Genomic DNA, 11,459 nt, shown 5'->3' on the forward strand with positions numbered 1-11,459 from the left:
CTTCCATCCCTGAGCCCTTGGAGGACTCGACCATGAACACCGACGTCACCGCCGCCGTACGGGAGTCCGTCACCGCCGCCATGCGGGAGCTGCTGACCGCCGGGCAGGAAGCCGTACGCGCCGCCGAGCACCGCGGCTCCCCGGAAACCGTCGCCGGGCTGGACAAGGCGCTGTGCGCGCTGCCGCTCCTCGACATGGACGACCAGGCCCACCGCATCCTGAACCACGCTCTGACGGTCGTGACGCGGGCCGAGGACGCCGACGAGTGGACGCTTCTGGCTGACGTTGAGCACGCCGTGTCCCGCCTGATGCACGAGCCGGACGGGGCGACCCTCGAACACCCGGCAGTGCTCGCCGTGGGCAATCTCGCGATGCGGTGCAGCACCCGTGAGAGGGAGGCGGGCATGGCCGTGGGGCGGGCGTGGAGCCGGGGCTACATGGCCGGCATGGAGGCCCTGCGCATGGTGACGGGCGCCATCTATGGCGAGCGGGACGGCCGCGCCCTGGACAAGGCCGTGACCGAGTTCCTGACCGCCGTACGGCGCGCGATCCCGTACGCGGCCCTGTACGAGACGCGCCGTGCCCTGGTGGAGTTCGCCCGCTCGTACGGACTGTTCGTCATCGGGATGCGGCAGACGCTGCCGCCCGGCCGGTGGGAGTACGCCCGCCGCATCGGGACCGCCGTCTTCCTGTTCGAGATCGTCCCCCCGCTCGTGGAGGGCCACCCGTACGGCTCGGTCGCCGTCCGGCGCACCGCTGAGGACGGCACGGCGGGCCCCGTCCGGTACTTCCCGTTCCGCTCCATCGAGGCGCATCACGCCGCGAACGAAGCCCTGTACGTCATCTGACCACCCGCCGGCCGGGGCGTCCCATGCCCACGCCCCGGCCCTGCCCGGAGGGAACTCCCGTGCTCTACCTGCCCAAGAAGATTCACGTCTGGTTCGTGCCGCGCGCGGACCGTGCCCTTCACCAACTGCTCATCGACGCCGACCAGCTCGACGGCACCACCCTGGTGAACGTCCCGCGCGGCCGTGACGGTACTGCGGAGCTGCCGCGCATCGACGTCCTGGAGCCCGTGCTCCTCGGCTCCAGCTCCGGCCAGTTGCGCCGCCCCAAGGAGTGGGCCGCGAGCACCATCCGCTTCCGCATGGCGAGCACGGGCGGCGGCGCGCTCCCGGCGCACAGGCTGCGCGAGACGACGCGCGTGCACGAGGTTCCGGCCGCCGAGCTCGGCGACATGGCCGAGGTTCTGCGCCGCGCGGGCAATGAGCAGCGCGTCGTAAGCGTGCCCGTACCGCCGTGGGTTGCCTACGTCCGCTGAGCCCAGCCGCCCCGGGGGCGCTCGTTCCCCGGGGCTGGCCCGGCGCTTCCTTCCCTCGGCCGTACCCCGTGCGGCCGTGAGCAGGGCGCACCGTGCCCCCGCCGTACCCGTACTCACTGCTTGGAGACCCCGTGTCCACCATGACCTTGACCGCCCCGGCCGTGCAGCCGGCCGTGTTCCCCCCGCCGTCCGTCCCGGTGGTCTTCACCGACGGCGACCGCTACGAGTGGCCGACCGGCGAGATCTGGACCCGTACCCGGGGGTGGTGGGTGCCGTCCTCCGCAGGCGACCCGCGCGACGACGGCACCGGGCACTGGACGGACGCGGAGGTGCGCGCGAGCCTGGGCCGCGCCATCGAGGCGTGGGACGTGCGGAAGATGTTCGTGCCCGCCCGTCCCGGTGATCTGCCGACCGGCCCGTTCCCGGTGATGCCCACCAGCCGGCCCACCTCTCAGTACGTCCTCGACCACCAGGCCGACCGGCTCGTTCCCCTGCGGGATCTCGTCGCCGCGTACGACGAGGACACCGCGTACGACATCCCGGCCGTCCTCACCGCGCAGGAGACGGAGCGGGTGGTGGCGGAGATGATCGCCGACCACGAAGACGTGCGGATGAGCCGGGACGAAGCCGCGGGCCGCATCTACATCCGCTACCGGCGGCCGAGCGAGTTCGGCATCCTGACGGGCGCCGGTTTCCCCGACCACTACGGCGTCGAGTGCCTGCACGTGTTCGTGCTCACCGCGTCCCCGGCGGAGGCGTAGCCGTGTCGAACGTGAAGGAGCGCGGCCGGCTCGGGGACATCCTCATGCGGGAGTTCGGCGAGTACGTCCAGGCGCTCATCGAGGCCGGGCACGACTGGGAAGCCGTCTGGGCCACGGCCGCGTGGCCGCCGGACAGCCGACTGCGCTGGCTGCACGGCCGGTTCCTGCTCGCGCGGGAGTGCGCGGGCACGGCCAACCACCGCTTCACCGACGACGAGATCACCCAGTTCGGCCGTGAGCGCCTGGCCTACCTCGCGCTCTACCCGGACGGGCCGCCGAGCCTGATCAATGGGTGAACGCTCGTGGGCGCGCGCGCAGCTCCTGCTGCGCGCGGACGCCCTCCGGTACGAACTCGCCCGGCGGCTGCGCGGCGCCGTCGAAGCCGACGGGGCGGTCGAGACCCGGCACGTCCGGGCCGTGGTGACCGTCCACGCTGTCCGCGCCGGCGCGGTGCGGGTGACCGTCCGCCGCCACGACCGCGCCCGCCCGCCGGTGACCGTCGAGATGCCCGTGGACGGGATCGACGTCCGCGCCCTGGTCGCGGTCGCCCGCGCCGTCTCCCGGACGCCGTGGCGGGCCCTGCTCGCCGCCGTCCGTCCCCGCTTCCCCTTCCCCCTTCGCAGAGATCAGGAGTGACCCTCATGACCAGCACCACCCCGCACGCCATCCGGTCCGTACGGCTCGCCGCCCGGGTGACGACGCTGCTCGCCCGCCACTACCCGGAGGCCGGGCCGGACCTGGCCGAGGGCTTCCGCGTCATGTCGCACGACCAGCAGGAGCCCCGTCGGATGTTCGTCCGCTGGTACGGCGCCGAGCCGCCCCGGCCGTGGGCGCTCGGCGGAGGGCTGGGGGTCATCTCCTACCGGGTGCGGATCGCCGAGGCCCTGACGCGCGCCGGGTACGCGGTGACGCTGCCTCCGGACGGCTGGGACGTCTACGTGGACGACCGGCCGGTCGACACCTCCGGGCCCCGGTACGCCGCCGTGCCGTCCAGCCTGCCGTTCGGTGACCAGTGGTTGGTCATGGACCAGTGGACGCGGGTGCACACGGCCACCGCGGCGACCGAGGAGGAAGCGAAGGACGAAGCAGCGCACCGCGAGCGGCGGCACGTGCTGACGGACGCCCGGCTCGTCACCGTCTCCGACCCCGACCTGTGGCCGCACCTGGAGCGCGCGGACGAGCTGCTCGGCGACGGCCTGACGTGGCTGCGGCAGGAGGTGCACGACGTGACCCGGTACGGGGATCTCGTGGAGCACGAGCGGATAGACGCCCTGGTGCAGACGGCGAACGCGCTGCGGGCCGGCCGTGAGGTGGCTCAGCAGGGCCGCATGGTGACGTGGCGCGCGCCGGAGCGGTACGAGGTGCGTTGGGTGCCGAAGAGCAGTACCCCGACCGTCGGGTACTTCCCCGGGTTCCAGCGGGGCCCGGTGCAGGACGACGCGATTGCGGTGCTGGTCGCGGCGGGGCTGCGCATGGTGGTCTACGGCGAGCCGATCGGCGAAGGCGCGTGGCAGTGCGAGCAGAACGGCGTGATGGTGACGGCGGCCGAGCCGACCGGTGAGCGGGCCGCCGGGGTGTCCGTGGACGCGATCGGGCGGGGGATGGAGGAGCAGACGGAGCGCGTGCCGGAGGTGCTGCGCGCGGCCGGCTGGACGGTCACGGCTGACCGAAGCTGGACCGGTGCGTGGGCGGCGTTCCCGCCGGCGGGGTAGTCCAGCAGGGGTGTTCCCCGTGGGAACAGTTCGGCCCGGCCGGTCCGGGCCCCTGTCCCCACGGGCGGACCTGGTGTACAGTTTTCCTTGTTGGACGGCACGAGCGAGCCGCACCAACAAACGCTCCGAACCAACCCGAAGGGGACAACCGTGTCCGCATCCCTGACCACTCACCAGCCGTTGACGGCCGCCGCCGTCCTGGAGGCCGCGCGCACCGTGCTCGGCGCCGGCTGGATGACGTTCCCCGCCCACAACGGCCACATCGAGGGCAGCATCCGGTCCCACCAGGGCCACAAGGTCGTGCTGCGCGGCCTGGCCAGCGGCAACGTCTTCGCCGCGGGCCTCCTGCCCAACGGCGTACGCCGCGAGAGCAGCACCCGCCCGCAGGCGCACACCGCCGCCGGGTACGGCAGCGCCCTGGGCGACCTGATCAAGAGCACGCTCGTCCCCGCGCACGACGCCGTCAGCCCGACCCTGCGGGCCCACCGCGCGGTGACCAACGTCCTGCCGCACCCGGCTCGGACGCACTGGGAGTACGGCACCGTCACGACGACGTGGGCCCTTCCCGGCGGCGGCCGGGGCGCGCACTGCGCCGAGCCGCGCGCCGACTTCGCCGAGGGCACGCCCGGCGGCCCCGGCTCGGACTCCTACGTCCGCCTGACCGGGCTGACGGCCGAGCAGGCGACCACGGTGCTGCGCGCCCTCCACACGAGCAACCGCGACCCCCGGCAGCACGAGCCCGTGCACGGCGGTCTCGCCCAGCAGATGAAGGCCGCCGCGCCCGGACTGCGCCCCATCGACACCTACAACTGGCCCCGCCTCGGTGGCCGGTGCACCACGTCGCTGTGCGTGGACAACCGGGTGAAGGTGGAGCTCCACTACGGCGCCCGGCCGAACGTGGCGAACATCGTCGTCACCGGCCCGCTGCTGGCCAACCAGCTCAACGCGGTCACCGCCCTCTGATCCGTCCGGCCGCCGCGCCCCGGGGTGCGGCGGCCGGCCTCCCGCCGCGCCGGACGCGGTGTACACCCTCCCTTGCAGGTCGGCACGAGCGAGCCGACCCGCGCAACGCTCCGAACCGAAGGGGACCCCCGTGTCCACGCCCGACTTCCTCGCCAACCTGCCCACCGCCCCCCGTCGTCAGGCCCTGCGCATGCTGGAGCGCACCCGCCTCGCCGAAGCCGTCGAGTACACCGGGCAGGAGCGGACCGCCGCCCGCAAGGCCGTGCACCGGCTGAACCAGCAGATCGACGCCACCCGGGCCGAGCGGGACAAGCTGAACTCCTACGGCCTGCTGTACCCGCCGTCCGAGGAGATCGACGCCCAGCGCGCCCAGCTCACCGAGGAGTACGCCCGGCTCATCCGCGAGCACCGGCACGCCTCGGCGCTCCGGGCCGCCGCCGAAGTCGTCCACGAATCCGCGGTGCTCGAACGGGCGTGGGCCAACCGTCCCGAACCGAGCAAGACCGACGGCCGGCTGTTCGCCAACGTCCTCTGCCCGCCCGTCGGCCGGTTCGTCAACGCCCCCGGCTACACGGTGACCGTGCTCCACCCCGACCCCCACGTCCGGGACCGTCAGCTCTGGCGGGAGATGCACCACGGCACGGTGAAGCGCAGCCGCGCCCGCTCGATCCTGGAGAAGTGGGCCGAGCGGGATCAGGCGTACATCCTCCGGGACGCACACGGCCGGTTCTACGTGGCCACGCCCACCCAGCGGCTGGAGCTGGTCCCCACCGACATCGCACCCCCGCACACCGAGGGAGACGCCCTGCGCGCCGCTCTCGTCGTCTACGGCTTCCCGGCGTACGACGACACCGAAGGCGGCTTCTCGTGGCTGTCCGTGCCCCTGGAGCAGCACGCCTGCCACGAGGAGACGCACGACGGCCCGCACTTCCGGATCTCGTCCGGGGAGCGCGCCGACCGCCCCGCGTCCCAGAACGACGAGCGATGGGGCGCCTCCCTCTACGACGCGCTCGGCGAGCACGTCACGACGCTCGACGGCTCGCCCGACGGCTCCACCCTCGCCGAGGACTGCGCGTACATCGCCCGCGCCATCGCCGAGTACGTCCCCGCGCAGCTCTGACCCGGAGCGCCGCACTGCCCGCCCGCGCCCCGGCACGGGCGGGGGTGTGCGGAACCCCGGTTCCCCCCGAACACCACGTTGAGAGGTCATCCATGCCCACCACCACGGCGCCCGCCGTTCCCGTCCTGGCCGCGCCCATCATCGCCGCCCTCACCGACGCCGGCGTTGGCGCGTTCTGGGACACCGACGAACAGTTCCTCGTCGCCCACCGCGCCGGACTCACCCAGACCCAAGCGCTTCACGGCGAACACGTCACAGTCGACTGGTCGGAGGTGGACTGCGCATCGCTTCGGGCCACCGCGTGGGAGCCGGACGGCCTCCCGGACTACGCCGACATCGCCACCGTCTACACCACGCCGCCCGCCGGTCCGGTCAGCGACGAGGCGGCGCGGTGCGCCCGCGCGGTCGCCGAGTGGTTCACCACTCCGCGCCCCCGGGCGGGACGCACGCTCGTGGACGCGCTCGCCCAGTACGGCATCCGAGTGTTCGCCGATCGAGACAGCACGAGCTACGCCGTCTCGATGGACCTGAACACCTATGGGCAGCACGTCAGGACCGGAATGTACCTGTCGGTCGCCGACCGGGAGTCGTCCATCAATCACGTCCCCGCCGCACACACCGGATGGAGCGTCTTCGTCCACGACGACGGCGAGCCCATCGGAGACCCCCTGTACCTCTCCGGTGACGGCGAACTCGTGGACTGCGCGCAGGACTCGGCCGCCGCCGCCGCGGTCATCGCGGACTTCATCACCGCGCCCATCTCCCGGCACTGCGACTGCTACTCGCAGGAGCGCTACGGGCGGCGGCACGACCGTGAGTGCAACCGGTACCGGCGGCCGTGATCGCCCGACTCGCCACCTGGTGGAGCGTCGGCGTGGACAGCTTCGCGGGGGACAACGGCTACGACGTCGCCGAGGTCCCCCGGGAGCTGATCGGGTACGTCACCGCGTCCATCACCGACATCAAGGCGCTCGAAGAGGCCGAAGGGTGGGCGTACGACGGCGGGATGACCCGCCTCCGGGTCCTCGACGGCCGGGTGCACATGGCGCTCGCCTGGCGCCTGGAGGTCGACCGGGAGGCGTGGGCGGCCGTCCGCGGCCTCGACCCGCGCGCCGGCCTCCGCCACGACTTCGCCGAGCACATCGCCCGCGAACTCATCGGCCTGCCCTCCGTGTGCGAGACGGACGCCGCGATGACCGCCCGGTACTCCACCGGGCGCGGCACCGTCCATCGCACGTGGACGTGGCAGGACCGCCACCCCGACGCCCGAGGCGACGGGCCCCCCATCCATCTTCCGGCCGTTCCCGGCCGGGCTCACAGGAAGACGAACCCATGACGACGGACCTTTCACCGACCGGCGCGCGCATCCTCGACGCCAACGAGAACGGCATGGTCGGCGGACACGCGGCGGCACTCGCCAGGCTCGAAGCCGACGGGCTGGTCATCCCGCAGCGCGACGAAGGCGGCACCCACTGGATGACCGAGGAAGGGTGGGCGGCGCTGGACGCTTGGCGCGAGGCGCACCCCGAGCGCTCGTCGGCGCCGGACCTGCCGGTGATCCCGCCGAAGCTCCCGGGCAAGCAGCACGACGCGATCGTGACCGCCGCCGGCCGTCCGGACCAGCGCGTGCCGGGCCGCGACGACAACGACGTCTACGCGGCCGGTGAGGCGTGGTTCCGCGGCCCCACGCTGCGCGCCGTCCAGGCGGCCGGGTACGCCACCACGTTCGGCCGGTACAGCTCCCTCTACCTCACCCCGGAAGGACGGGCGTACGCCCGGCAGCGCGGCGGCATGGACGTGCGCCGCCGACGGCTCGTCATCTGCGCGTGCGGGAACGAGAAGAAGCCGCACCCGGGCTTCAACGAGTACGGCAACGTGAACGCCGGCTACCCGGCCGGGGAGTTGTACACCGGCCAGTACCACCGGTCCCTGCGGCTCGCGGCCGACGCCCTGACCGACGCCTCCCTGACCCGCATCATGTCCGCGCGGCACGGCCTGGTGGACCTCAAGCGCCCGCTGCTCCCGTACGACGTCACGATCGGCGACGAGAGGGCCGTCACGCCCGCGCGGCTCGCCGAGCACGCCGTGAGCCTCGGCGTCCACGACGCTGACGTGATCTTCCTCGGCGGCCGGGAGTACGCCGAGCTGCTGCGCCCGGCCATCCCCCACCTGTACGCCCCGCTCGCCGGCGGGATGGGGGAGCACCGCGGCCTGTGCAAGCAGGCCCGCGAGGACTCCGCGCTGCGCGAGGCGTGGTGGAAGACGGCCGCCGAGCTGCACGAGACGCAACCCGCGAAGTGACGGTTGCCTGTCCCCGCCCGCGCCACCTCGGCCGGGCGGGGGCGGGGAGCCGATCAGTTCCCGGCCCCACCCCCTACGACATCGTGGAGACGATGATGACCACACCCGAGTTCGCCCACTCCACCCCGACGGCCGCGGGGCCGGACGTGGATCTCGACTGCGAGTTCCTGCCCGGCGACCTGACTCCCGCCGGGCTGGTGTCCATCGGGCTCACCGCCGGCCCCGGGCGCAGCCTGTACGCGGTCAACGCCGACATGGACGTCGCCGAGGTGCTGCGCCACCCGTTCCTGCGCGAGCACGTGTGGCCGCACCTGCCGCTCACCCCCGACGGGTTCCTCATCCGCAGCCACCCCGACGTCCTCAGCTACGAGGAGATCCGGCAGCGGGTCGAAGCGTTCTTCGCCGAGCTCGGCGACGACGTCACCCTGTGGGTGTACTGCGGCGCCCAGGACGTGATCCGGCTGCACACGCTCTGGGGCAACGACTGGTCGGTGATGCCGGACACCGTCCCGCAGTGGGCGGACGACTTGGCCCGCCTGCGCCGGAAGGCCGGCGGCGCGAAGCTGCCGCAGCACCCCGGCCGTCAACACCACGCCCTGGAGGACGCCGAGCACCAGCGCCGGGCCCGCGCCTACCTGCGGTCGCTGGCCAGGCAGGCGGCCGACATTCAGCGCTCCGCCGGGGCGGCCCCGGCGTGGGACGACGAGTGCACGTGCGTCATCAACTGCGCAGAGGACCCGAAGACGGCGTGCTCCCTGTCCGGGCGGCGCCACGTACACCCGGAGATCCCCGGCATGCCCGGGGTGTACGGGCCGTGCCCGGAGCACCCGGACGCCCCCGGCGACCACTGAGAGCAGTGTCCGGCGCCATGCGGCGCTCGGGCATGCTGGTCACAACCGACCGAAGGGACACCCGCGGTGAAGGCCGAGGACATCCGCCTGAGCTACACCGACCCCATCACCGGGGTGAGGGCGCCGCGTGACGCGGGCCGGCAGTACGTCGAAGTCGACGGTGTGCTCCTCGTCGTGACGCACGTCTACCGCAGCCGCGGGTTCCCGGACTGGTCCGCCGAGGCATACACCGATCACCTGGAGAGCAGGGCCCACCTGGAGTGGGCGAAGGGCGGCAACGCCTTCGGCTTCGCCCACATCCGCCGCCGGGATCTGCTGGCACAGATCGCCGCGTACACCGAGATCAAGGACTGGGCGGAGAAGCGGGCCGCGTGGCTGGCCGTTCCGCGCAACCGGTGGAAGCCCACACGCCGGTACACCATCGAGCGGCGGGGCGTGGGGGACTGGTGGGCGGCCCCCAGGTTCCCGGAGCGAGACCGGGAGCGCGGCCCGTACTTGAGCGAGGAGACGGCGCGCGCCGACCTGGGCGACTCGGCCAACTAGCAGTCGCCGAACCGGCTGCGGCCCGAGTAGCCGGTTCGGTAAGGTGGCGCCATTGCTCCCCGCCAACGCGGGGGTGGCCCAGTTGCTGAACCTCTTCGGCTGCCCAGTCGAGAGTTGTCCCCGCCGACGCGGGGGTGCCCGCCCCGAGCCTGTCACGGCCGTGGTGCGGCTTCCTGCTCCCCGCAGCGCGGGGATGGCCCCAGCGCCTCCTACGAGGGCTGTTCGGGCGTGCTCCCCGCGCATGCGGGGACAAGTCGAAAGGGATGGAAGGTGCCCCGTACCCCTGTTCAGCCTCACCCGCTGGCCCAGTACGCAGACCGGATCGACCCGGGGAAGGTCTACACGCTCCGGCAGCTCGCCGAGCTGCTGGAGCTTGCCCCCTCCAGCGTGTCAGGGATGGCCCGCTACGGCTGGCTGCCCGGCAGCCGTATGAAGCCCCACCGCCGCGGCGGTCGCACCTACACCTGGACCGGGAAGCAGTTGCGGCGCCTGGCCGGGCGCCCGATCAAGGTCCAGTTCGACCACGAGCGGTACGCACCGACGACGCTGTACCGCGTCGGTTGCCGATGTCCGGCCTGCGTGCAGGCGCACAGCGAAGACAGCCGGGCCCGGAAGCGTTCCCTCGCCGAGGACGCGTTCCCGGAGGAGAAGCGGGCGCGGCTCGTCGCCCTGGTCGAAGACGCCACGCCCGTCGCCGAGGCGGCGGCCGAGGTCGGCGTAACCGTGGGGGAGGTCTACGGCCGGGCAACCTGGGACGCTCTCTTCGCCGAGGAACTGGACGAGGCGGCATGGTCCCTGTGTGTGCTGGGCCAGGCAGACCCTGGGTGCAGTACGGCCAGCGGGTACCGCGGGAAGCCGGGCGGGACGTCTCCGCGGCCGGCATGCCGAGGCACCGGCTGCCGGGAGTGGCGGCGGGCTGCCTCGCAACTGGAGCGCGCCGAAGCCGCTGCGGCGTAGTCGTCCCGGCTCTGGGATGTTGGGCTCCGCCCGGCCCCACCCCCGTGGGGGCGAGGCGGAGCCTGTCAGGGGGCGTCACGCGGTCAGGGCGGGTGCCTTCGGCGCGGCGGGCAGGACGGGCGCGAGGAGCTTCGCCACGGAGATCAGCTTCCGGTCCGACAGGTACGGGCCGATGATCTGGACCGAGAGCGGCAGGCCCTCGGCGGTCTGGCCCGCGGGCAGGACGATGGACGGCAGGCCGGCCGGGACGGCGAGGTTGATCCATGCCGTCTGGTCGTAGTAGGAGCGCTTCTCGCCGTCCACGGTGATGTACCGCTGGTTGGTCGGCACCGAGGTCTGGTCGAGGACCGCCGCGGTGGGCGCGGCCGGGGTGACCAGGATGTCGTGGGTGGTGAAGTACTCGGCCCACTTCGCCCGGAGCTTCTGCCGGTCCTCGTCGGCGCGCGACCAGTCCCGGTGCCGCATGGTGCGGGACTTCAGGTAGAGGGCGCTGGGGTCGTCGTCGGCGACGGCTTCGGCGGCCGTGACTTCGCCGGCGAACGCCTCGTCGGTGGAGGACGCCGCGCTGGTGGCGTACATGAGGCGGGTGAACAGCTTGTCGCTGGTCGCGAAGTCGACGGGCCGGGCGGAGTCATCGACGGCCGCGCCGGCCTTGCGGAAGGCGGCGGCGACCTGGGCGACGAGCTGGCGGGTGGCGGTGTCGACGCGGCAGTAGGCGTCATCGGCCCACAGGCCCACGCGGTACTGGCCGAGGCGGGTCTTGGTGGGGGCGGGCAGGCAGATGCTCCATGCCGGGTCGTCGGCCGGGGACGGTGCGGCGATCACGTCCAGGAGGAGGTCGAGGTCGGCGGCGTTCCGTGCGATCGGGCCGAGGGTGATCATGTCGGAGCTGGTGAGCCAGCCGGGCGGGCGGGGGATGTGGCCGCGGGT

15 protein-coding genes are annotated in these 11,459 nt (G+C 73.1%); 14 read left to right on the forward strand and 1 reads right to left on the reverse strand.

The features are described from left to right. The 14 genes from C6N75_RS15185 to C6N75_RS15250 form a co-directional block, all read left to right on the forward strand. Positions 1 to 848, forward strand: an 848-nt coding sequence (locus C6N75_RS15185; protein WP_219852878.1) for a hypothetical protein, incomplete at its 5' end; no start/stop codon positions are given. Between the two features lie 59 nt (positions 849 to 907). Further along, positions 908 to 1,321, forward strand: coding sequence for a hypothetical protein (locus C6N75_RS15190; RefSeq protein WP_105869438.1), 414 nt, complete (start codon positions 908 to 910; stop codon positions 1,319 to 1,321). 131 nt (positions 1,322 to 1,452) lie between these two features. Beyond that, positions 1,453 to 2,082 carry a hypothetical protein gene (locus tag C6N75_RS15195; protein ID WP_105869439.1) on the forward strand — a complete coding sequence of 210 codons (630 nt, stop codon included), beginning with the start codon at positions 1,453 to 1,455 and terminating at the stop codon, positions 2,080 to 2,082. A 2-nt stretch (positions 2,083 to 2,084) separates the two neighbouring features. Continuing rightward, complete coding sequence (locus C6N75_RS15200) at positions 2,085 to 2,378, forward strand: hypothetical protein (protein ID WP_105869440.1); 294 nt, start codon at positions 2,085 to 2,087, stop codon at positions 2,376 to 2,378. Continuing rightward, positions 2,371 to 2,718, forward strand: a complete 348-nt coding sequence (locus C6N75_RS15205) for a hypothetical protein (RefSeq protein WP_105869441.1) — start codon at positions 2,371 to 2,373, stop codon at positions 2,716 to 2,718. Before C6N75_RS15200 ends, C6N75_RS15205 begins: the two co-directional genes overlap by 8 nt. A gap of 5 nt (positions 2,719 to 2,723) precedes the next feature. Beyond that, positions 2,724 to 3,794 (forward strand): hypothetical protein, encoded by a 1,071-nt coding sequence (locus C6N75_RS15210; protein ID WP_105869442.1) that lies wholly within the window; start codon positions 2,724 to 2,726, stop codon positions 3,792 to 3,794. 150 nt (positions 3,795 to 3,944) lie between these two features. Beyond that, on the forward strand, positions 3,945 to 4,757 hold the full coding sequence (locus tag C6N75_RS15215) for a hypothetical protein (protein WP_146132567.1): 813 nt from the start codon (positions 3,945 to 3,947) through the stop codon (positions 4,755 to 4,757). 130 nt (positions 4,758 to 4,887) lie between these two features. After that, positions 4,888 to 5,877, forward strand: coding sequence for a hypothetical protein (locus C6N75_RS15220; protein ID WP_105869444.1), 990 nt, complete (start codon positions 4,888 to 4,890; stop codon positions 5,875 to 5,877). A gap of 92 nt (positions 5,878 to 5,969) precedes the next feature. Continuing rightward, a complete protein-coding gene (locus C6N75_RS15225; RefSeq protein ID WP_105869445.1) occupies positions 5,970 to 6,719 on the forward strand; it encodes a hypothetical protein in 750 nt (249 codons plus the stop codon). Beyond that, positions 6,716 to 7,213 (forward strand): hypothetical protein, encoded by a 498-nt coding sequence (locus tag C6N75_RS15230; RefSeq protein WP_146132568.1) that lies wholly within the window; start codon positions 6,716 to 6,718, stop codon positions 7,211 to 7,213. The genes C6N75_RS15225 and C6N75_RS15230 overlap by 4 nt, the downstream gene beginning before the upstream one ends. Then, complete coding sequence (locus C6N75_RS15235; RefSeq protein ID WP_105869447.1) at positions 7,210 to 8,178, forward strand: DUF6884 domain-containing protein; 969 nt, start codon at positions 7,210 to 7,212, stop codon at positions 8,176 to 8,178. The genes C6N75_RS15230 and C6N75_RS15235 overlap by 4 nt, the downstream gene beginning before the upstream one ends. 92 nt (positions 8,179 to 8,270) lie before the next feature. Continuing rightward, complete coding sequence (locus C6N75_RS15240) at positions 8,271 to 9,029, forward strand: 3'-5' exonuclease family protein (RefSeq protein WP_107503745.1); 759 nt, start codon at positions 8,271 to 8,273, stop codon at positions 9,027 to 9,029. Between the two features lie 66 nt (positions 9,030 to 9,095). Then, positions 9,096 to 9,572 carry a hypothetical protein gene (locus tag C6N75_RS15245; RefSeq protein ID WP_105869449.1) on the forward strand — a complete coding sequence of 159 codons (477 nt, stop codon included), beginning with the start codon at positions 9,096 to 9,098 and terminating at the stop codon, positions 9,570 to 9,572. 270 nt (positions 9,573 to 9,842) lie between these two features. Further along, positions 9,843 to 10,529: a hypothetical protein gene (locus tag C6N75_RS15250; RefSeq protein ID WP_105869450.1), complete on the forward strand. Its 687-nt coding sequence runs from the start codon at positions 9,843 to 9,845 to the stop codon at positions 10,527 to 10,529. Positions 10,530 to 10,604: 75 nt separating this feature from the next. Here C6N75_RS15250 and C6N75_RS15255 read toward each other — a convergent pair. Next, a partial coding sequence (locus C6N75_RS15255; protein WP_258177425.1) for an amidase family protein occupies positions 10,605 to 11,459 on the reverse strand: 855 nt, incomplete at its 5' end.

It is taken from the genome of Streptomyces solincola, from assembly GCF_002982015.1.
In the GTDB taxonomy this organism is placed as follows: Bacteria; Actinomycetota; Actinomycetes; order Streptomycetales; family Streptomycetaceae; genus Streptomyces; species Streptomyces solincola.

Bases quoted from the DNA above. Each gene is read 5' to 3' on its own strand.
- C6N75_RS15235 (WP_105869447.1), top strand. From the start codon at position 7,210: ATGACGACGGACCTTTCACCGACCGGCGCGCGCATCCTCGACGCCAAC.
- C6N75_RS15210 (WP_105869442.1), top strand. From the start codon at position 2,724: ATGACCAGCACCACCCCGCACGCCATCCGGTCCGTACGGCTCGCCGCC.
- C6N75_RS15225 (WP_105869445.1), top strand. From the start codon at position 5,970: ATGCCCACCACCACGGCGCCCGCCGTTCCCGTCCTGGCCGCGCCCATC.
- C6N75_RS15240 (WP_107503745.1), top strand. From the start codon at position 8,271: ATGATGACCACACCCGAGTTCGCCCACTCCACCCCGACGGCCGCGGGG.
- C6N75_RS15205 (WP_105869441.1), top strand. From the start codon at position 2,371: ATGGGTGAACGCTCGTGGGCGCGCGCGCAGCTCCTGCTGCGCGCGGAC.